General features: G+C 66.4%; 13 protein-coding genes and 1 pseudogene. 5 read left to right on the top strand and 9 right to left on the bottom strand.

What is annotated here, in order from left to right; all coding sequences use genetic code 11:
* Positions 1-73 precede the first annotated feature (73 nt).
* The 5 genes and pseudogenes from FHS28_RS22175 to FHS28_RS24370 all read right to left on the bottom strand — a co-directional run.
* Entirely contained in the window at positions 74-2305 is a 2232-nt protein-coding gene (locus tag FHS28_RS22175; protein ID WP_088454021.1) for a prolyl oligopeptidase family serine peptidase, read from the bottom strand.
* A 113-nt stretch (positions 2306-2418) separates the two neighbouring features.
* Positions 2419-3696: a M20 family metallopeptidase gene (locus tag FHS28_RS22170; protein ID WP_088454153.1), complete on the bottom strand. Its 1278-nt coding sequence runs from the start codon at positions 3694-3696 to the stop codon at positions 2419-2421.
* A 23-nt stretch (positions 3697-3719) separates the two neighbouring features.
* Positions 3720-5516 carry a 2-oxo-4-hydroxy-4-carboxy-5-ureidoimidazoline decarboxylase gene (uraD, locus tag FHS28_RS22165; protein WP_088454020.1) on the bottom strand — a complete coding sequence of 599 codons (1797 nt, stop codon included), beginning with the start codon at positions 5514-5516 and terminating at the stop codon, positions 3720-3722.
* A gap of 7 nt (positions 5517-5523) precedes the next feature.
* Entirely contained in the window at positions 5524-6534 is a 1011-nt protein-coding gene (gene puuE / locus FHS28_RS22160) for an allantoinase PuuE (protein ID WP_088454019.1), read from the bottom strand.
* 257 nt (positions 6535-6791) lie between these two features.
* A pseudogene (locus FHS28_RS24370) lies at positions 6792-7550 on the bottom strand (GntR family transcriptional regulator); the annotation flags it as partial.
* A 66-nt stretch (positions 7551-7616) separates the two neighbouring features.
* Between FHS28_RS24370 and uraH the strand changes: the two are divergent.
* The 3 genes from uraH (at position 7617) to FHS28_RS22140 (ending at position 10227) form a co-directional block, all read left to right on the top strand.
* Positions 7617-7973: a hydroxyisourate hydrolase gene (uraH, locus tag FHS28_RS22150; RefSeq protein WP_088454018.1), complete on the top strand. Its 357-nt coding sequence runs from the start codon at positions 7617-7619 to the stop codon at positions 7971-7973.
* Between the two features lies 1 nt (position 7974).
* Entirely contained in the window at positions 7975-8784 is an 810-nt protein-coding gene (gene xdhC / locus FHS28_RS22145) for a xanthine dehydrogenase accessory protein XdhC (RefSeq protein ID WP_088454017.1), read from the top strand.
* A gap of 192 nt (positions 8785-8976) precedes the next feature.
* Positions 8977-10227 carry a urate hydroxylase PuuD gene (locus tag FHS28_RS22140; protein WP_088454016.1) on the top strand — a complete coding sequence of 417 codons (1251 nt, stop codon included), beginning with the start codon at positions 8977-8979 and terminating at the stop codon, positions 10225-10227.
* Between the two features lie 110 nt (positions 10228-10337).
* Here FHS28_RS22140 and FHS28_RS22135 read toward each other — a convergent pair whose 3' ends face one another.
* Together FHS28_RS22135 and FHS28_RS22130 are read right to left on the bottom strand one after the other, a co-directional pair.
* Positions 10338-12257, bottom strand: coding sequence for a methyl-accepting chemotaxis protein (locus FHS28_RS22135; RefSeq protein WP_246410466.1), 1920 nt, complete (start codon positions 12255-12257; stop codon positions 10338-10340).
* Positions 12258-12550: 293 nt separating this feature from the next.
* Entirely contained in the window at positions 12551-13549 is a 999-nt protein-coding gene (locus FHS28_RS22130) for a Bug family tripartite tricarboxylate transporter substrate binding protein (RefSeq protein ID WP_088454014.1), read from the bottom strand.
* Positions 13550-13618: 69 nt separating this feature from the next.
* On the opposite strand from FHS28_RS22130, the gene FHS28_RS22125 reads away from it, so the two are divergent.
* On the top strand, positions 13619-14056 hold the full coding sequence (locus FHS28_RS22125; protein ID WP_088454013.1) for an HIT family protein: 438 nt from the start codon (positions 13619-13621) through the stop codon (positions 14054-14056).
* Positions 14057-14132: 76 nt separating this feature from the next.
* On the opposite strand, the gene FHS28_RS22120 is transcribed toward FHS28_RS22125, so the two are convergent.
* Entirely contained in the window at positions 14133-14783 is a 651-nt protein-coding gene (locus FHS28_RS22120) for a hypothetical protein (RefSeq protein ID WP_184295428.1), read from the bottom strand.
* A gap of 567 nt (positions 14784-15350) precedes the next feature.
* Here FHS28_RS22120 and FHS28_RS22115 point away from each other — a divergent pair.
* Positions 15351-18116, top strand: coding sequence for a M16 family metallopeptidase (locus FHS28_RS22115; RefSeq protein WP_184295425.1), 2766 nt, complete (start codon positions 15351-15353; stop codon positions 18114-18116).
* A gap of 536 nt (positions 18117-18652) precedes the next feature.
* Here the strand turns inward: FHS28_RS22115 and FHS28_RS22110 are convergent.
* Positions 18653-20743, bottom strand: coding sequence for a M3 family metallopeptidase (locus FHS28_RS22110; RefSeq protein WP_088454009.1), 2091 nt, complete (start codon positions 20741-20743; stop codon positions 18653-18655).
* Between the last annotated feature and the right edge of the window lie 25 nt (positions 20744-20768).

The following is a 20768-nucleotide window of genomic DNA, read 5'->3' as shown; positions in this document are numbered from 1 at the left end:
GCGGGTTCCGGCCAACAAAAAACCCCGGCGCCTTGCGGTGCCGGGGTTTTTTTCATTCACGCCGTGCCGAGGCTCAGCGCACGTCCATGCCGAAGGTGTTGGCGATGAAGGCCAGGATGTCGGCCCGCTCCTCGATGATCTTCGAGGTGGGCTTGCCGGCGCCATGGCCCGCCTGCGTCTCGATGCGGATCAGCTTCGGTGCGGGGCCGTTGTTGGCGGCCTGCAGCGCGGCGGTGTACTTGAAGCTGTGGGCCGGCACGACACGGTCGTCATGGTCGCCGGTCGTCACCATCACCGCCGGATAACGCTTGTTGTTCTGGATGGTGTGCAGCGGCGAATACTTGATCAGCCACTGGAAGTCCTCCGGCTTGTCGGAGGTGCCGTAGTCCGACACCCAGGCCCAGCCGATGGTGAACTTCTGGAAGCGCAGCATGTCCATCACGCCCACCTGCGGCACGGCGGCGCCGAACAGGTCCGGACGCTGGTTGACCACCGCGCCGACCAGCAGGCCGCCGTTGGAGCCGCCATTGATGGCCAGGCGCTGCGGACGGGTGTACTGGTTCTTCACCAGCCACTCACCGGCGGCAATGAAGTCGTCGAAGACGTTCTGCTTGCGTTCCTTCGTGCCAGCTTCATGCCAGGAGGCGCCGTATTCACCGCCGCCGCGCAGCACCGCCAGCACATAGACGCCGCCCATCTTCATCCAGGTGGCCGCGGTCACGTTGTAGCCGGGGGTCATCGGCACATTGAAGCCGCCGTAGCCATACAGCAGCGTCGGGTTGTTGCCGTCCAGCTTCAGGCCCTTGCGATGGGCAATGAAGACCGGCAGCCGGGTGCCGTCCTTGCTCGTGACGAAGGCGCGCTTCATCTCGAACTGGTCGGCCTGGAAGGCGGTCGTGGGACGCTTGAACAGCTCCGTCTTGCCGGTCTTGGCATCCAGGCGATGGATTTCGCCGGGGGAGGTCAGGCTGGTGAAGCTGAAGAAGGTTTCGCTGTCCTTCCACTTGCCGCTGAAACCGGCGGCGGTGCCGATGCCGGGCAGGCGGATGTCGCGCACGTGTTTGCCGTCGGCGCCGTATTCGCGCACGAGGGTGGAGGCGTCCGCCAGATAGCTCAGCAGCAGCCGGCCGCCGACGCCGCTGGCGCTCACCATGGCTTCCTTCGATTCCGGCACCAGGGTGGTCCAGGTGGAGGCCTCGGGCACCGACCAGTCCTTGCCCAGCTTCACTTCCAGCAGGCGGCCGCGCGGGGCGTCCTTGTCGGTCTTCAGGATCAGGCGCTGGCCGTCCAGCACCACCGGCACATATTCGGCGTCAAAGGCCATCGTCAGCGGCACCGGCTTGGCACCGGCATAACCGCCCTGCGCATCCAGAGGCAGCAGCATCAGGCCGTTCTTGCGGCCGGAGCCGGTCCAGATGTTGATGATGGCCAGGCGGCCGTCATCGGTCACATCCGCACCGAAGCCCCACTGCTTCTCTTCCTTGTTCTCGGCCACCAGCACGTCGTCGGACTGGGGTGTGCCCAGGCGGTGGTAGTAGAGCTTCTGGTAGTAGTTGGCGCCGGTCAGGGCTTCACCGGTCTTGGGCGCGTCATAGCGGGCGTAGAAGAAGCCCTTGCCGTCCGGCGTCCACGAGGCCGACGAGAACTTCACCCATTCGATGGTGTCGGGCAGGTCCTGGCCGGTCTGCAGGTCGCGGACCTTCCAGGTCTGCCAGTCGGAGCCGGCGCCGGCGATGCCGTAGGCCAGCAGGCGACCGTCGTGGGAGATGGCGGTGCCGCTCAGGGCGACGGTGCCGTCCTTGGACAGGGTGTTGGGGTCGAGCGCGATCTGCGGCGTGTCCTTCAGCGACTTGGCGGTGTAGAGCACCGACTGCTGCTGCAGGCCGTCATTGCGGGTCCAGAAGTAGCGGCCGCCTTCCTTGAAGGGCACGCCGAACTTCTCGAAGTTGTAGAGGTCGGTGTAGAGCTTGCGGGTGGGCAGGCGCTGCGGCATGGACTGCAGGAAGCGGTCGGTCACCGCGTTCTGCGCCATCACCCAGGCCTTGGTCTCCGGACTGTTGTCATCTTCCAGCCAGCGGTAGGGATCCTGGACGATGGTGCCGTGGTAGTTGTCGGACTGTTCGACCTTGCGGGTGGCCGGATAGGTCAGCGGGGCGGCAGCCGTGGCGACCGCGGCGGACGAAGCGGCGGCCTCAGGCTGCGAGGCGGACTGCGAGGCGGCTGAGGACTGCGACTGTGCCTGCACGGCAAAGGACGCGCACAGGCTCAGGGCCAGGGCGGCGCCCGGAGAAAGACGGAAGGTCATGGAACGGAACTCCTGAGAGTCGGTGAGACATCACCGCACCGCGCGGGCTTGTGGCCCGGGCGTGCGGGCTGCGGTGTCCGCATTGTGCCCAGTCCGGCCGGGCATGACGTCGGTCACTCAGGGGAAACCTTGAGCAGGTCGTAGAGGGTGCGGGCGACCACCTGGGTGGCGCGGCGCAGGTCGTCCAGCGACAGGCGCTCGTCGGCACGCTTGGCATGCGACGCCAGCACGGTGCGCGGCCCGGCACCATAGATGGCCGCGGGGATGCCGTGCTCGCCATACAGCCGCACATCGGTGTAGAGCGGGGTGCCGGAGGTGGGGATCGGTTCACCGAACACCGCTTCGCCATGGCGTTGCAGCGCCTCCACCAGCGGCTGATTGCCCGGCAAGGGCTGCAGCGCGCGGGCCAGCAGCAGGCGGCGGATGTCCACCGTGATGCCGGGCAGCTTCGCGGTGGCGGCGGCAATCACGTCCCGGATTTCCTGTTCAACCTCGACCGGATTTTCTTCAGGGATCATGCGGCGGTCGAGCTTGAGCACCACCTTGCCGGGCACGACATTGGTGTTGGTGCCGCCTTCGATGCGGCCGACATTGAGGTAGGGATGGGTGATGCCCGGCACCTGCGAGCGGAGGCCGCGGTAGACCGTATTGCGCGCGTACAGCGCCTGCAGCAGCACGGTGGCTGCCTGCAGCGCATCGACGCCGGTGTCCGGAATGGCGGCATGGGCCATCTTGCCGTGCAGCGTCACTTCCATCTGGAGGCAGCCGTTGTGGGCGGTGACCACCTCATAGCTGAAGCCTGCGGCCAGCAGCAGGTCGGGCCGGGTCAGGCCCTGCTTCAGCAGCCAGCCTGGGCCGAGTTCACCGCCGAATTCTTCGTCATAGGTGAAGTGCAGCTCGACGCCGCCACGCAGCGGCAGGCCCAGTGATTCAAGTGCGCGCAGCGCAAAGGTGTAGGTCGCGAAATCGCTCTTGCTGACGGCGGCGGCGCGGCCGAACAGCTGGCCGTTCTCGATCTCGGCCCCATACGGATCGTGGGTCCAGCCCTCGCCGGGCGGCACGACGTCGCCATGGGCATTGAGCGCAATCACCGGGCCGCCGTCGGCATAACGCCGCCGCACGATCAGGTTGGTGAGGGCCGTGAGGCCGTAGTCGCGCACGGCGGCCTCGGGCACCGGGTGACGCTCGGCCTGCAGGCCCATGGCCGCCAGCAGTTCGGCGGTGCGCTCGGCATGCGGCGCATTGTTGCCAGGTGGCGTGTCGGTGGGCACGCGCACCAGGGCCTGCAGGTAGGCCACTTCGTCGTCGAAGTGCTGGTCGATCCAGGTGTCCAGGGCCTGGTAGGCGGACGGCGCGGTGGCGTCGGGGGTGGGCTCGGCGTTGGCGTTCATGGCGTTCGTAGCGTTCGTGGCGGTCATGGCGTTGAGAGCCCTTCCAGCAGCGCCAGGAAGGCCTGCACGCAGAGTTCAGTGTCGTCGGTGGTGACCGACTCCAGCGGGTTATGGCTGATGCCCAGGTTCAGGCCGCGCTGGAACAGCATGGCCTGCGGCATGACTTCGTGCAGCTTCATCGCATCGTGGCCGGCGCCAGAGGGCATGCGGTGCACCGGGAGTCCCAGCGACTGCACCGCAGCTTCCCAGCGCAGCTGCCAGGCGGCGGCGCTCGGTGCTGCGGCGACCGACATCGTGCGCTGCAACTGGACGCTCACGCCGCGGCGCTCGGCGATGGCCTCCAGGGCGCTGCGCACCTCCTGGTCCAGCTGGTCGCGGGCCTCATTGGTGGTGGCGCGCAGGTCCAGGCTGAACAGGCAGCGGCCCGGGATCACGTTGATGGAGCCGGCCGGGACCTGCAACTGCCCGACGGTGCCCACGGCATCGGGGATCGCTGCGGCACGCTGCTCGACAAAGAGGATCAGCTCGGCGACCGCGGCGGCGGCATCCCGGCGGCGGTCCATCGGCGTGGTGCCGGCATGGGAGGCCAGCCCCCGCACTTCCCCCACATAACGGACGCTGCCATTGATGGAGGTGACGATGCCCAGCGGCAGATCCAGCTCGGTCAGCACCGGGCCCTGTTCGATGTGCACCTCGACGAAACCCAGGTAGCGCGACGGGTCGCGGCGCAGCGCTTCGATCGCGGCCATCGTGCCGGGCAGGCCGGCCTGCAGCATGGCGTCGCGCATGGAGATGCCGTCGGTGTCGCGCTGGTCCAGCCAGGCCGGATCGAAGTGGCCGGTGAGGGCGCTGGAGCCCAGGAAGGTGGCGCCGTAGCGCTGGCCTTCTTCCTCCGCAAAGCCGATCACCTCGATGCCGCAGGGCAGGCGACGGCCCTGCTGATGCAGTTCCCGCACGCAGGCCATCGGCACCAGGATGCCCAGGCGGCCATCGTATTTGCCGCCGTTGCGCACGGTGTCGTAATGGCTGCCGGTGAGCAGGCGCGGCGCGTCGGGTGCGTCGCCGTGATAGACGCCCACCACATTGCCGACGGCATCGAGCGCCACCTCATCGAAGCCGCATTGCCGCATCCAGGTCATCAGCTGCGCCGCGGTGGCCCGGTGGGCCTCGGTCAGGTAGGTGACGGTGAGCTGGCCCTGTTCCGCAAAGCCGGGGTCCGAAAAGCGGGCCAGCGATTCCGCCCAGTCCCAGACCTGCTCGCCCAGCGCGGGTCGCACACCGAAGCGGTCATTCAGGCGGATCTCCGCGATGCGGTGGATGTTGCGCAGGCATTCGGCCCGCTCCACCTCGGGATGTCCGAGCAGGCGCCGCGCGAAGGTGTCGATGATCTGCTGGCGGGACAGGCCCAGGCCGCGCGGGCCGCGCACCGCCAGGATGAACGGCCACCCGAAGCGGGCGTTGTAATCGACGTTGAGCTGCTGCAGCTGCTTGAACTCTTCCGGCGTGCAATGGGTCAGGCCGGCCTTGCTCTGTTCGTTGCTGGACTCGGCGGTGAGGCTGTGGTCCACCATCGCCTTGCCGGCCAGCTCGGGGTGCGCGCGGATCAGGCCGAGCTGCTCGTCGAGCGTGGCAGTGCGCACCACCTCCGCGAGCGCCTGCTTCAGGCCGGCAAGGCTGGTGTGGCCGCCGGCCGGGCGCCGGGCAAAGGCGCGCTCGGCAATCCAGGGCGAGTGTTCGTAGATGCCATCGAGGGCCGCCACGAAGCCGGCTGCGTCCCGTGTGGCCAGCTGGGCGAGGGTGAGGGTGGGGACAGGGTTCATGATGGGCTCAGCCCCAGACGAAGGCGGTGGCAGGATCGAAGGGGTGGGTCTGGCGCCAGTGGCGCGCAATGTCCACGCGGCGGGTGATCCACACCCGGTCATGTTTTTCGATGTGGTCGAGGAAGCGCTGCAGCGCCCGCATGCGACCCGGCCGGCCCAGCAGGCGGCAGTGCATGCCGATGCTCATCATCTTCGGATGCTCGTCGCCTTCGGCATACAGCACGTCGAAGCTGTCGCGCAGGTACTCGAAGAACTCGTCGCCATGGCTGAAGCCCTGGGGCAGGGCGAAGCGCATGTCGTTGCAGTCGAGGGTGTAGGGCACCACCAGATGCGGGGCGAGCGAGCCGTCGGTCTTGCGCACCTGCATCCAGAAGGGCAGGTCGTCGCCGTAGTAGTCGCTGTCGTATTCGAAGCCGCCATAGTCGGCCACCAGGCGCCGGGTGTTGGGGCTGTCGCGGCCGGTGTACCAGCCGGCCGGACGCTCGCCGGTCATGCGCTGGAGGATGTCCATGCCGATTTCCATGTGCTGGCGCTCGGTGGCTTCGTCCATGCCCTGGTAGTGGATCCAGCGCCAGCCGTGGCAGGCAATCTCATGCTGCAACTGCACGAGGGCCTGGGTCAGCTCCGGATGCCGCTCCAGCGCCATCGACACACCAAAGACCGTGAGCGGCAGAGCCCGCTTTTCGAATTCGCGCAGCAGCCGCCACACGCCGACGCGAGAGCCATATTCGTAGATGCCCTCCATGCTCAGATGGCGGGCCGGGTAGGCGGCCGGGTTGAACATCTCGGAGAGGAACTGCTCGCTGCCGGCGTCGCCATGCAGCACCGAGTTCTCCCCGCCTTCCTCATAGTTCAGCACGAACTGCACGGCGATGCGGGCCTGGCCCGGCCACTGGGCTTGTGGCGGATGTTCGCCGTAGCCGATCAGGTCCCGTGGGTAGCCGGGGGAGCGTTGCAGCGGGGCGCCTGCAAAGCGATGCGGTGGCTGCGGGGGCGGTGGGGGAGGCGGCGTGGGCATGAAGTCGGACTCCGAGGGGCGATCGGTCAGGCGCGTGTTTTGAGAGTGGCTTTGGCAGCCGTTGTTGCGGCCGCGTTGGCAGCCGTGGTTGCAGCGGTTCTGTGAGCGGCGTTGTTGGCTTTGGTGGGCGTGGTGGCCTTGGCGGCTTTCGCAGCGGCGGTGGTCGTGCTGGCGGCTGGGGCGGCGGCTGGGGCGGCGCTGCGTCTCTTCCCCATCGAGGACTTGGGAGCCTTCGCAACGGCTGCCGGCTCTCCCTGCAGCACGGCCTTGAGATCCTGCACCCGCGGATTCAGCCGCAGATTGGCCTCCACATTGCCGAGGTGGGTGTCCAGCAGCCGGAGCACCGCCCGCTTGTCCCGCGCTTCGAGCGCCTCCACCAGGGCTTCATGCTCGGCCTGGGACTCGGCGGCGGAATGGGAGCTCTGATACATCAATGCGATGAGCGAGCTGCGGGAGAGCAGGTCGGTGAGGATCTGCGCCAGCACCGCGTTGCCCTGCATGCGGGCCAGCAGCACATGGAAATCGGCCAGCAGGCGGGTGCGACCCGGGACGTCGGTCCGGCGAACGGCTTCGCGTTCCTGCTTCAGATGGGCACGCAGCTGCCGCACCTGGGTGGGCGTGACGTGCTGGCACAGGTCGGTGAGCATGGCGGCTTCCAGCATCTTGCGCACCTCGAAGACCTGCCGTGCTTCCTCGACGCCGGGCTCGGCCACGAAGGCGCCGCGTGCGGGCTCGAGCTTCACCAGCCGATCGCGGCTGAGCTGGTTCAGGGCCTGGCGCACCAGGGTGCGGGAGCACCGGAAGATGTCTGCCAGTTGCTGCTCCACCAGCTTGGTGCCCGGCATCAGCCGACGCTCGACGATGGCCTGGGTGATGGCGGCAGTGATCTGCTCGGTCACCGAGCTGCCGCCCGCGGATTCGCCGGACCCGGCGCTTCCGGACGTTCCCGAGGTCGCGGCGATCACCGAGGAGGAGCCGCCGGACGCTGCGGATGAATGAAGAGACGACACGCGCATTGTGTTCCGGAGTGTATACACTTTGGTCCGTTCACCACCTCACGGCGCCTGGCCGACTCCCTTCCGATGGGCAAGCTCACCACCCACGTTCTGGACACGATGCATGGCGCACCCGCGGCCGGCATGGCGGTCCGCCTGTACCGTCTGGGCGCGGACGGGCCGCCGGAATTGCTGCGGTCCCTGCAGCTGAATGCGGACGGCCGGGCGGACGGGCCGCTGCTGGAAGGCGAAGCACTGGCGGTGGGCCGCTACCGGCTGGTGTTTGCCGTGGCCGCCTACTTCACCGCGCGCGGCGTGCAACTGCCCCAGCCCGCCTTCCTGGATGACGTGCCGCTGGACTTCGGCATTGCGGAGGCGTCGGCGCACTATCACGTGCCGCTGCTGGCCAGCCCCTGGTCGTATTCGACCTACCGAGGCAGCTGACATGGCGCTGCGGCCCTGGCAGACGCTCGCCCTGCGGCTGGCCCATGCACCTGCGGTGCTGGTGCGGGTCGCGCAGGTGGAGGGCAGCGGGCCACGGGAAGTCGGTGCCTGGATGGCGGTCACGCCGTCGGATGTGCTGGGGACCGTCGGCGGCGGGCAGCTGGAATATGAGGCCATCGCCCGCGCGCGCGCCGCGCTGGCGGCGGGGCGGGTGATGGAAGCGCGTCAGCGTTTCGCACTGGGCCCCAGCCTGGGGCAGTGCTGCGGGGGCGTGGTCTGGCTGGACTTCGAATGGCTGGATGGGTCGGCCATTGCCGATCTGGACGAACGGTTGGGCTCTCAGCAGGGCTGGCGACCGGTGGCACTCTTTGGCGGTGGGCATGTGGGCCATGCCATCGTCACGCTGCTGGCCCGGCTGCCGGCGCGGGTGCAGTGGTTCGACAGTCGCGACGGCGTGTTCCTCGAGCCCTTGCCGGACAACGTGCGCGCCGAGCAGTCGGAGCCGGTGCAGGCGGCGGTGCCGTCCCTGGCAGCGGGGGCGCGGGTCCTGATCATGAGCTTCAGTCATGCAGAAGATCTGGACATCCTCGCCGCCTGTCTCCAGCGGCAGCGGAACCAGGGGGACCTGCATTCCATCGGGCTGATCGGCAGCAAGAGCAAATGGGCCGCCTTCCGCCACCGGCTGGAGGCCCGGGGATTCACCGAGGCCGAACTGGCGCGTGTCATCTGCCCCATTGGCATCCCCGGCATCCAGGGCAAGCAGCCCGAAGTGGTGGCGCTGGCGGCGGTGGCGCAGCTGATGCAGGACTGATGCAGGTCTGACGCAGGGTTGATGCGGTACTGAATCGGAATCCGAAGAGGACGGATCCACCGTTCGCGAATCTGACGCGCACGGAACTGTATACACTTTGATCACGTCGCCGCGGCGCCAGGAACATAAGCGCGACGCTCAGCCGGATTACAGCGCCCGCAGTGGTGGTCCGGTTCTTGCTGAATGTCTCTGATGGACAGTTATCTGCTCGACTGGGCCAATCTGCTGCTGCGCTGGCTGCATGTGGTGGTGGCCATTGCCTGGATTGGCGCCTCGTTTTACTTTGTCTGGCTGGACAACCATCTGGTCCCCCCCACCGGCGAAGACCTGCGGGCCCGCGGCGTGGACGGTGAACTCTGGGCGGTGCACGGCGGGGGGTTCTACAACCCGCAAAAGTACATGGTGGCGCCCGCGCATCTGCCCAAGCATCTGCACTGGTTCTATTGGGAAAGCTACTGGACGTGGATGAGCGGCTTTGCGCTCTTCGCGCTGCTCTACCTCTTCAATGCCGACACCTATCTCATCGACAGACGGGTGCACGACTGGAGCGCGCCGGCGGCGGTGACAGGCGCGCTGTGCTTCCTGGCGGGCGGTTGGCTGCTGTACGACCAGATCTGCCGCCGCTTCGGACGCAAGGCTGATGGCAGCATCGGCCACGACGGGCGGGTGCTGGGCCTGGTGGCGGTGGTGATCGCAGCAGCCGCCTGGGGCGCCTGCCAGCTGTTTGCGGGGCGCGCGGCGTTTCTGCTGGTCGGCGCGATGATGGCCACGATGATGACGGCCAACGTCTTCTTCTGGATCATCCCCGGGCAGAAACAGGTCATCGAGGACATGCGGGCCGGACGCCCGGTGGACCCGGTGTTCGGCCAGCGCGGCAAGCAGCGCAGCGTGCACAACACCTACTTCACGCTGCCGGTGCTGATTGCGATGCTGTCCAACCACTACGGCATGCTCTACAGCCATGCGTGGAACTGGCTGGTGCTGATCGCGCTGATGCTGGTGGGCGCGCTGGTGCGGACCTGGTTCGTGAAGCGCCACAAGGGCGTCAATGCCTGGCCGTTGCTGGTGGCGGTGGGTGTCTTGCTGGTGGGGCTGATCATCGGGCTGGCGCCGCGATCGGTGGAGCCGTCGAGTACGTCGGGTGCGTTGGGTAAGGCGGGTGCATCGGGCGTGGCCGGCTCCGGTGCGCCAACGGGCGCTTCAACGGCCAGCCCGCCGACCTTCGCGCAGGTCCAGGCCATCGTGCAGAACCGCTGCCAGGCCTGTCACAACGCAGCGCTTGCGCCCAAGCGGATCCAGCTGCATACGCCGGAACTGATCGAGCAGCATGCGCAGGACATCTACCAGCAGGCGGTGGTGCAGAAGGCCATGCCGCTCAACAACGCCACCGGCATCACCGAAGAAGAGCGGGCGGTGCTGGGGCAGTGGTTCAAGTCCCGTTGAGCCTCGGCGCCAACGATCGGCGCGAACAAGCAACGCAGAGAGGAAGCGCCCATGAAAAAGGACCGCCGTAGCGGTCCTTTCAAGCCTCTGGAGCGCAGGGGCGGACGCGATCAGACGCGGAAGCGCCCGACCTGCTCCACCAGGCGGTGGGCCTGCTCACGCAGGCTTTCCGCAGCGGCGGTGCTTTCCTCCACCAGCGCGGCATTTTGCTGCGTGCCCTGATCCAGCTGAGCCACGGCGCCATTGATGCGGGTCACGCCACGGGCCTGCTCATGGGCCGCGGTCGAGATCTCGCCAATGATGTCGGTCACGCGGCGCACGCTGGTCACGATGGCCTGCATGGCGGCGCCGGTGTCGCTCACCAGACGCGCACCCGATTCCACCCGCTCGCCGCTGGCGGTGATCAGGCCCTTGATCTGCTTGGCGGCCTCGGCACTGCGCTGGGCGAGGTGACGCACTTCCGACGCCACCACCGCAAAGCCGCGACCCTGTTCGCCCGCACGTGCAGCTTCCACCGCCGCATTCAGCGCCAGGATGTTGGTCTGGAAAGCGATCGAGTCGATGGTGCCGATGATGTCGCTGATCTGGCGGCTGGCGCTGCTGATCTCGTCCATCGTGGTCACTACTTGCTGCACCACCGCACCGCCGCGCTGGGCGGCCTGGTCCGATTCACCGACCAGCTGATGGGCCTGCTGCGCGGAAGCGGCGGTCTGGCTCATTGAGCCGGCCAGTTCTTCCAGGGCCGAGGCGGTCTCCTGCAGATGGCTGGCGGACTGCTCGGTGCGCGACGACAGATCGCGGCTGCCGGCGGCCACTTCGGCGCTGGCGGTGCCGATGCTGTCGCTGGCGTGGCGCACTTCGGTAATGGTGCTGGCCAGCTGCTGGCGCATCTGTTCCACGCCGGCGGCGAGGGCGCCCATGTCGTCCTGCTGGTTCACATGCACCGGCTGCGTCAGGTCGCCGTTGGCCACTGCGGTGATGGCGCGGTTGAGCTGTGCCATCGGCTGGCCGACCCAGCGGCCCAGCAGCCAGGTCACGCCCAGGCCCAGCAGCACCACGGCCAGGGCCATCAGGCCCCACAGCGCCCACAGGGTGCGGTAGTGGGAGGCCAGGGCGGTAGCGCGGGAGGCTTCCGCCACGACGTACCATCCGGTGGCCTTGGAGCGCTGCGCCACGGCGAAGGCGTCCTTGTGATCGGTGTTGTAGACCGCCGGCAGTTCTTCCAGCACGCCGTCCTTGTCTTCGGAGAGACGCTTGACCAGCGCTTCCGCCACGTCCGGCTTCAGCACGTCGGACAGCTTCTTGCCCTTGGCGGTCGGATGGCCCTTGAGCACGGCATCGGCCGGCGTCTTCCCCGGATCCAGCAGATACAGGCCGCCCGTGTCGAACAGCTTCACCGCACCCGCCAGTTGCACCAGCTCGTCCTGCAGGCCGCGCATGTCAAAGCCGATGAACAGGATGCCAACGACCTTGCCGGCAGCGTCCTTCACCGGGGTGTAGCGGGTCATGTAGGGGACGCCAAACAGCGTGGCCGGACCAACATAGGTCTCGCCGGCGCTGGTCTTGGCGTAGGCGGCGCCGGTGGTGTCCAGCAGCGTGCCCATGGCGCGCGAGCCGTCCTGCTTCTTCACCGAGGTCGTCACGCGGATGAAGTCGGTGCCCTTCTTGGCGAAGATGGTCGCCACGCCGCCGGTGCGGCGGGTGAAGCCATCCGGCAGTTCGAGGCTGCCGTTGATCTTGTGACCGTCGTGCGAGAGTTCGCCGTCCGCGTCCAGGGTGAATTTGCCGTCGGTCAGGTCGGTGGCCAGCACGTCGTACAGACGGTTGGCGGAGTCGCGCGCAGTGCGATCCAGGGCGTCAGCCACACGGGCCACCGAGGCGGCCTCGCTGGCCATGTAGTCGTCCGTCCGTTGACGCGCCTGATTGGTCAGGACCCAGGACAGGGTGCCGCAGATCAGCACCAGCAGAACAGCAATGCCGATACTGGCGAACAGGGAAACACGACGGGCGACCGTCGTGCGGACAGACATTTGTGGATTCATAGCGGTGCCTACACCAATGGGACGGTGGCAAGAGGCGCCGACAAGAGGGGTGGGCGCCTTCGGTTTGTTGTTTTTGCTTTAGGTCAAACTGTAAGCTGCCGTAAGGCGATTAGCGCGCTCAATGAAGCGCAATCACGGGAATAACCTAATGCTATTTGGCTTCTACGTGAAGTAATACCCGGCTGAGAAACGCCGTCCGGTAGGGGTGGTACCGGATCCATTGGTCCGCATGACGGACAAAAGGGACGTGACGAGCACCTTGTCACGTCCCACCCCTCAGTTCACTCGGCGCTGATGCCGCGGCTGCGAATGAGCGCATGCCACTGGATGGTTTCCTGCTGAATGAAGCGAGCGAGTGCGGGGCCATCGGTCGGCACCACTTCCAGACCGAACTCTTCCAGTTTTGACTTGACGTCCGGTTGCGTGAGCGCCTTGAGGGTCTCGGCGGTGAGCCGGCTGATGACGGCGTCCGGCGTGCCCTTTGGTACGAACAGTCCCTGCCAGGCGCTGACGTCGACGCCCTTCACCCCGGCTTCCTCGAAGGTGGGCACCTCCGGCAGCGCCGCGACGCGTTTGCCGGAGAGCACTGCCAGCGCCTTCAGCCGGCCGCTTCGCAGATGGGGCAGGGCGGCGGCAGTGTCCAGGATGCCCATCGGCACGACGCCGCCGATGATGTCCTGCGTGGTGAAGGCGGTGCCGCGGTAGGGCACATGGACGATGTAGCTATGGGTACGGTCCTTGAGCAGCTCCATCGCCAGATGATGTGGACTGCCGACGCCGGGCGACGCGTAGGTGAAGCGTCCGGGCTTGGCCTGCACCTGGCGCAGCCAGTCCTGTGCCGAGGCGAAGCCGGCTTGCGGATTCACCACCAGCAGCAGGGGGAAGCGCGCCATGAACGCCACCGGTGTGAAGTCGATTGGCGCATAGGGCAGCTTCTTGTAGAGCGCGCTGTTGAAGACCATCGCGCCGTTGTCGCCGGTGAGCAGGGTGTAGCCGTCTGCCGGGGATTTGGCGGCGTTGTCGGTGCCGATGATCCCTGCGGCGCCGGGACGGTTGTCGATGACGATCGTCTGGCCGAGCTGGCGGCCCAGCGCCGGGGCCAGCTGGCGGGCGAGGAAGTCGGAGCCGCCGCCGGCGGGATAGGCCACCACCCAGCGGATCGGCTTGGTGGGCCACGCGTCGGCAGCATGAACCCGTGTGGGCATGCCGGCGGCCAGTGGGGCAGCTGCGGCGCCCAGCAGCAGGGTGCGACGACGGGCGGAAGGGAGACGAAGGGCCATGGGGGTTCCTGAGCGCCGGCTCGGCTAGAGTCGGCTGATCTTAGCCAGCGGACCTGCCCGCCTTTGCCCATGGAACACCCTGATTGCCCTCTGTGCCGAGACGTCGGCGGACTGCCGGTCGCGAGCGCCACACGCTGGCGCGTCATTCGCGCGGCCGAGCCGGACTTCCCGGCCTTCTATCGCGTCATCTGGACCGCGCACGTGGCCGAGTTCAGTGATCTGCCGCTGGCGGACAGGGACGCGCTGATGGCCGTGGTGGTGAGGGTTGAGGAGGTGCTGAGGGCGGCGCTGTCCCCCACCAAGATCAATCTGGCGACGCTGGGCAACGTGGTGCCGCATGTGCATTGGCACGTCATTGCTCGCTTCGACTGGGACAGTCATTTCCCCAATCCGGTCTGGGGCGAGCGACGTCGTACCCTGGCCGTTCCGGCGGAGGCGCGGCTGGCGCTTCCGCTGTCCGAGCTGGATGGCCGCGTGCGGGACGCGGTGATGGCGCTGCCCGGCTAAGGGCGCCGACCGTCGCGAGAGGCGCTGCGGCGCCGTGGGTCCCGGTTCGGCACGGGGCCGCCGCCGTGGCGTGTCATCAGTCTGCCGTGCGACTGCGGCGCAAGGCGGCGGCATCGACGCCACTGAGCGGTGTGATGGCGGCCAGCGTCAGATGCTTGGTTGGCGCGCTGCCGTCGGCATCCATGAAACTGACCTGCAGGGCGTAAGTCTTGCTGTCCTGACCGTTGTCGCACTGGAGGTGACGCACGGCGCGTCGCAATTCGCTGCGATAGATCTGCGGGCCTGCGACCTGCACCACGTCATCAATGACCTTGCCGTTCAGACGGAATGTCACGACGGCATTGCCCTGTGCGCCGTTGCGGGCCTGCGCCGGACCGAGTGCTTCCGCCAACTGCGTCTCGACACCGGGGCAGACCGCCAGGACGCGCGTTTCGAACGAGAGGGCCGCCGCATGGGCTGACTGCGGAGCGGTGGTTGGCCCGGACGATTGCGCCAGCGCGACGCCCGAGGCGGCGCCCGCGCAAAGTCCGATCACCAGCATCGACCAGCGGGCGGCGGAAGGCTTGTGCGGTGACGTCGAGCGGGGCCGCGCTGACGTGCGGGAAGACGCGCCAGACGAAGCGGGCGGAAGGGAAAAAAAGGACGAAGCGGAAGAACCGGACGCAACGGAAGAAGCGGGCAAAGCGGCAGCAGAGGGCAGCGACGGACGCTTGGGGGCGAATGACATGGTGACAACTCCTGAATGGTTGAGGGCCGGGATGAAACGCAGTGCAGGTTAGAAAGCCCGGCGGACACGGCCAACGCGTTCGCGACGAAGCGTCTTTGTCATGGGCTGCACTGCATTCATTCAGCGATGAACTGCATGCCTTGGCGACTGCACTTCAGGGACTGACGTCGACCTCCATGCCGTTCCGCATGGGTCGAAAGTCATGGCTCGGTCATGGCCTTGGAAGTGCCTCGGAGATACCCCTGACGTGCCTCCGAAGTGCCTCCGAAGCGGCTGCGACCTGGGTGCGAAGCGGCAGCGAAGTGACTTCTTGGTGGCCGGGTTGTGGTGTTCCAAATGGGTAGAAAATCGGCTTCACGGTGGAGTGCGTCGCACCGACCGATGGATGACTTGAAGGAGTTGCTGCGGATGTCTTCTGTGTCCCTGAATGGCCATGCGGTCTTGCCCGCGCCCGTGCGCTCCGCGTGCTTGTCCCGTGTCCCGCACGTGCTGGCGGTCGCTGCGTTTCTGGCTTGTGCTTCGGCGCCCGGATGGGCGCAGCGCGCATCGCAAAGCCCGACGGCTCCCGTGTCCGCCCCAGCCGCGGCTACCGCCACCGGTTCCGCGGCCAAGGGCAAGGGCGCGGTCGCCGGTCTGCGGGTGGGTCAGGCGCAATTCGTGCGGGAGATGGGGGGCATCTCCGAATACCGGCTGCCCAATGGCCTGCAGGTGCTGCTCTTTCCGGACGATGCGCAGAGCACCACCACGGTCAACATCACCTATCGAGTCGGCAGTCGCCATGAGTCTCCTGGCGAATATGGCATGGCCCATCTGCTGGAGCACTTGATGTTCAAGGGCACGCCCAAGCATCGCGACCTGGCCGATGTCTTCGCAAGGCGCGGCATGCGTTTCAACGGCACGACCACCAGCGATCGCACCAACTATTTCTCCAACTTCAATGCGGACGCAGCCACCCTGGACTTCGCCCTGACGCTGGAGGCGGACCGCATGCTCAACAGCTTCATTGCCAAGTCCGACCTGGACAAGGAAATGACGGTCGTCCGCAATGAATACGAACGCGGCGAGAACGAGCCCTTTGAGGTGTTGAACAAGCGTGTGGTGGGCGCCGCCTACGACTGGCACAACTATGGTCACGACACGATCGGTCCGAAGAGCGACATTGAGAACGTCCCCATTGAAAAGCTGCAAGCCTTCTACAAGCGCTTCTACCGGCCGGACAACGCCACGCTGATGGTGGCGGGCCGCTTCGACCCGGCCAAGACCCTGGCGCGCATCAGCCAGCTGTTCGCCGGCCTGCGCAATCCGGCCACCGCGGTGCCTCGCCCCTACACCGTCGAGCCGCCGCAGGATGGCGAGCGCACGGTGGTCGTGCGCCGCATTGGCGGCCAGCCTCTGCTGCTGAGCTACTACCATGTGCCGGCCATGGCGCACCCGGACAGCGCGCCGCTGCTGGTGCTGGGCCTGATGCTCTCCCTGCAGCCCAGCGGCCAGCTGTACAAGGAGCTGGTCGAGCCCAAGCTGGCGATTGCCGCGGGCCTGACGGGACTGGGGGGTGCAGACCCCGGTGGCATCCGGGCCTACGCCGTGCTGCCGCCGGATGCCGACAAGGCGGCGGTCGAGCAGCGCCTGCTGGACATCGTGGAGGGGCGCACCAGCAAACCCTTCGACGAATCGGAACTGGCGCGGGTGCGTGAACTGGCGCTGATGTCCTATCGCGAGCAGATGAAGAATCCGGAGGCGCTCATCCAGCAGATCTCCAGCCTGGGGGCTACGGACTGGCGTCTGCTTTTCCAGCTGATGGAAGACATTCCGAAGGTGACGCTGGCGGACGTCGAGCGGGTGCGAAAGGCCTATCTGCGCCCGGCCAACCGCACGCTGGGCCGTTATCTGCCGGCGGAGCAGGTGGAGCGGGTGGAGATTCCTGCCGCACCGCCGCTGGAAGCTCGCCTGGCCGGCCTGCAGGGCCCGCCGAAGGTGGAGGACGGCGAACGCTTTGATCCCACGCCGGCGCATCTGGCGGAGCGCACGGTGATGAAGCGGCTGCCTTCCGGCATTGAATTCACTGCGCTGAACAAGCGCACCCGTGCCAACACGGTGCAACTGCAGATGCAGCTGCGCTGGGGCGAGCGCAACGACACCTTCCAGCACCGCGGCACCGATCTGGTGGCTCAGCTGATGGATGAAGGCACGCCGACGCTGTCCAAGCAGGCGCTGCAGGACCGGTTGGTGCAGTTGCGGGCCAACATGAGCGTCAGCAGCGAGGACCAGGGCGCGACGCTGCTGATCTCCGCGGAAAAGGACACGCTGCTGGAAGTGCTTCGCATGGCGGCGGACGTTCTGCAGCACCCGCTGCTGCCGCAGGACGCCTTCGACCGCGATCAGAAGGCCTCATTGGCCGGCCTTGAGGCAGGACGGCAGGAGCTGGAGACCTTGCGACAGGCGGCGGTGCGGGATCACTACAATCGTGCACGCGGCGTCAAGCTGGGCGACCCGGATTACTTGATGACGGTGGATAAGCAGGTGGCCCAGCTCAAGGCCACCACGCTGGACGATGTGAAGCAATTCCACGCTCGGTATTGGTCCGCCAATGAAGCGCGTGTGGCGGTGGTGGGTGCGGTGCCTGACGGCATCGACCAGGCCATTGACCAGCTCTTTGGCGCCTGGAAGAAGCCGCAGGCACCGGCTTACGTCCGCTACGTTGCGAAGGCGGACAGCATTCCGGCTGCGCGTTTTGATGCTCTGGCCAAGGACAAGGCCAATGCGGCGATGCGCTGGCGCCTGGACTTTGCGTTGAACGACCGGGAGGCGGATTACCTGCCGCTGATGCTTGCGACGCACGTCCTGGGGGGAGGGTCTCTGGAGAACCGCCTGTCCGTCAGCATCCGCCAGAAGGCGGGGCTCAGTTATGGCGTGGGTGCATCGCTCTCGGCTCCGCACTTTGGTGATGATGCTGAGCTGGTGATTGGCGGCAGCTTTGCGCCTCAGAACCGCGAGCAGGTGCTGACGCTGGTGAAGCAGGAGCTCCAGCGCATGAGCAAGGAGGGCATCACCGAAGCGGAGCTGAACCGTGCCAAGGCTGACATCCTGGCCAGCCTGCGCCAGGGCCGCGCCGACGATGCCAACCTGGCGGCTGGCCTGCTCAGCATGGCGGACCGTGAAGAGAGCTGGAAGACTGTTGCCGAGCGAGATGCTGCCATCCAGGCGGTCACGGTGGAGCAGGTCAATGCCGCGTGGCGCAAGCGCATTGCGGTGGATGGCTTTGTCGTCTCGACTGTGGGTGACTTCAAAGAGGAAGGCAAGGCTGCTGCGAAGGCTGGCACCCCCGCGCAGTGAGATATCCAGAGACAGCCCCCTCACGCCGCGCTGGACAAGCTGACGATCCAGCGACGCCGTCAATGAATGACTGACTGGCTGAATGACTGACTGACTTTCATCCAGCTTGCCGATGTCAGGCGACGAGAAGGCCGCTCCAGCCCAATTGGCTTGGAGCGGTTTTTTTATGGTGGTGAGCAGCAGGGATGTTGCCGAAGTCCTGAGATCCGGCAGTCGTATGTCCCGGCAGTCCTGGGTGGTGATGGGTGTGAGCTTGGCGCGGGGTGCGGCGTGGGGTGTGGGAGGAGCCGAGGAGCGGAGGGAGTCGGGGGGGGCGCGCGGAGCGCGCTTCAATGACTGACTAGAGGGCCCGTCTGTTTGAGCGGAGTGAGCCGAAGGTGAGCGAAGCGAGTTGGGCCCGCCCCGACGAGTGAGCACCGGAGGGGAGTCTTGAGGGCTTGGGCCCTCAAGACCTCCGGATTCACCCCACGCCGCACCCCGCGCCAAGCTTACGCCTCGCGCCTACCTCAAGCCGAACCCAAACCCAAACCCGAACCTCAAGCCATCCCTTGATGCCGCAACAGCGCATCAATCGACGGTTCCCGTCCCCGAAACGCTTTGAAGTTATCCATGGCATCCCGCACTGACCCCATGGAGAGGATTTCATCGAGGTAGCGCCGCCCGGTGGCTGGATTAAACACGCCTTCTTCCTCGAAAGCGCTCCAGCAATCGGCGGAGAGCACTTCAGCCCATTTGTAGCTGTAATACCCCGCCGCATACCCGCCAGCGAAGATATGGGAGAAGCTGTGCTGGAAGCGGTTGAAGGCGGGTGGGGGATTCACCGACACCTCGGCGCGCACGTCATCGAGCAGTGACTGGATGCGGGTTTCCGACCCTGGTTCTGCATGCAAGCGCATGTCGAAGAGTGCGAACTCGATCTGACGCAGCGTCTGCAGTCCGGCCTGGAAATTTTTGGCCGCCAGCATTTTGTCGAACAGCTCGCGCGGCAACGAGGCGCCGGTATCCACATGGCCGGACAGCTGCTGCACCACTTCCCATTCCCAGCAGAAGTTTTCCATGAACTGGCTGGGCAATTCCACGGCATCCCATTCGACCCCCGAGATGCCGGAGACACCGAGTTCTGCCACCCGCGTCAGCAGATGATGCAGACCGTGACCGCATTCATGGAAGAGGGTGATGACGTCGTCGTGGGTGAGCAGGGCGGGTTTGCCGTCCGCGCCTTGCGGGAAATTGCAGACCAGATGGGCGACCGGAATCTGTTCCGCGCCGGCATCTTGCAGATCCGGCCGCGTCCAGCGGCTGCGCACTTCGTCCATCCAGGCGCCCGGCCGTTTGCCATTGCGGGCGAACAGGTCCAGATACACCTGACCGATCAATTGACCGCCCCGGCGCAATTCGCAGAATTGCACGCTCTCATGCCAGACCGACGCTTTCGCCGGGATGAGTTGCACGCCAAACAGCCGGTCCACGATGCGGAAGAGTCCTTCCAGCACCCGGGGCAATGTCAGGTACTGACGGACTTCCTGATCTGAAAACGCATACCGCGCTTCCTTCAGTTTTTCCGACACATAAGCCAGGTCCCACGCTTCCAGCGTCTGCATCTGCAGCGCGGCCTTGGCAAAGTCTTTCAGCTCTTCCAGGTCCCGCTGCGCATAGGGCTTGGCCCGCGCGGCGAGATCACGGAGGAATTCCATCACCTGCGCCGGCGAGCTGGCCATTTTGGGCACCAGCGACGCTTCCGCGAAGTTGTTGAATCCCAGGATTTTGGCTTCTTCCTGACGCAGGGCCAGCAGCTCCTGCATCAGTGGCGAATTGTCGAATTCTGGCTTGTCCGCCAGCTCACTGGCGCGCGTCACATAGGCGCGATACAGCCGCTCCCGCAGGGAGCGGTCTTCAGCGTATTGCATCACCGGCATGTACACCGGGAAATGCAGCGTCAGCTTGAAGCCTTCCCGACTGTCCTTCTCCGCGGCAGCCCGCGCATTGGCCTGCACATCGGGCGGCACTCCCTGCATTTCTTCGGCTGTTGCGAACAGACTCCAGCCATCGGTCGCATCCATCACGTGCTCGGAGAAGGCCTGCGCAATCTCCGCGGTCCGTTCCTGGATCTTGGCGAACCGCTCCTTCGCTTCGCCGGACAACTCAGCACCCGACAACACGAAATCGCGAATCGCATGCTTGAGCAATTGTTGACGCTCCGGAGTCAAATCCGGACGTCCCGCAATCGCCTTGTATTTGGCATACAGCGCTTCATTCGCGCCCAAACCGGTATAGAACTCGGTCACCGCCGGCAGCACCGCGTTGTAGGCCTCGCGCAATGCGGGCGTATTGGCAACGGAATTCAAATGTCCCACAGCCCCCCAGGCGGTGCCCAGCCGCTCGGTGGCGACATTCAGCACGCGGGAGAGGGTCTCGTAATCGGCGGGCGCCTGCGGCGCCGTCACCTCTGCCAGCGCCTGACGCGCCTGCGTCAGCAATTCGCTGATGGCGGGCTGGATATGCCCGGGCTGGATCGCCGCAAAATCGGGCAGCGGCGCGGTGGAAAGCAGGGGGTTGGTCGTCAAATCAGACAAGGCCGCGGAGTCGGGCGTCGACACAGCGGTGGGGGAAGCAGCATTGGCGTCCATGCAATCCTCTGGAAACTGATGGCAG

Source organism: Roseateles terrae, from assembly GCF_014192155.1.
GTDB lineage: Bacteria > Pseudomonadota > Gammaproteobacteria > Burkholderiales > Burkholderiaceae_C > Roseateles > Roseateles terrae.
Note: the sequence above shows the minus strand (reverse complement) of the source record. Positions and strands in the feature narration are given on the sequence as shown.

What these genes read in the sequence shown, in the direction of transcription:
- FHS28_RS22175 (WP_088454021.1), bottom strand. Translation starts at nt 2,305, where the DNA reads ATGACCTTCCGTCTTTCTCCGGGCGCCGCCCTGGCCCTGAGCCTGTGC.
- FHS28_RS22170 (WP_088454153.1), bottom strand. Translation starts at nt 3,696, where the DNA reads ATGAACGCCAACGCCGAGCCCACCCCCGACGCCACCGCGCCGTCCGCC.
- uraD (WP_088454020.1), bottom strand. Translation starts at nt 5,516, where the DNA reads ATGAACCCTGTCCCCACCCTCACCCTCGCCCAGCTGGCCACACGGGAC.
- puuE (WP_088454019.1), bottom strand. Translation starts at nt 6,534, where the DNA reads ATGCCCACGCCGCCTCCCCCACCGCCCCCGCAGCCACCGCATCGCTTT.
- uraH (WP_088454018.1), top strand. Translation starts at nt 7,617, where the DNA reads ATGGGCAAGCTCACCACCCACGTTCTGGACACGATGCATGGCGCACCC.
- xdhC (WP_088454017.1), top strand. Translation starts at nt 7,975, where the DNA reads ATGGCGCTGCGGCCCTGGCAGACGCTCGCCCTGCGGCTGGCCCATGCA.
- FHS28_RS22140 (WP_088454016.1), top strand. Translation starts at nt 8,977, where the DNA reads ATGGACAGTTATCTGCTCGACTGGGCCAATCTGCTGCTGCGCTGGCTG.
- FHS28_RS22135 (WP_246410466.1), bottom strand. Translation starts at nt 12,257, where the DNA reads ATGTCTGTCCGCACGACGGTCGCCCGTCGTGTTTCCCTGTTCGCCAGT.
- FHS28_RS22130 (WP_088454014.1), bottom strand. Translation starts at nt 13,549, where the DNA reads ATGGCCCTTCGTCTCCCTTCCGCCCGTCGTCGCACCCTGCTGCTGGGC.
- FHS28_RS22125 (WP_088454013.1), top strand. Translation starts at nt 13,619, where the DNA reads ATGGAACACCCTGATTGCCCTCTGTGCCGAGACGTCGGCGGACTGCCG.
- FHS28_RS22120 (WP_184295428.1), bottom strand. Translation starts at nt 14,783, where the DNA reads ATGTCATTCGCCCCCAAGCGTCCGTCGCTGCCCTCTGCTGCCGCTTTG.
- FHS28_RS22110 (WP_088454009.1), bottom strand. Translation starts at nt 20,743, where the DNA reads ATGGACGCCAATGCTGCTTCCCCCACCGCTGTGTCGACGCCCGACTCC.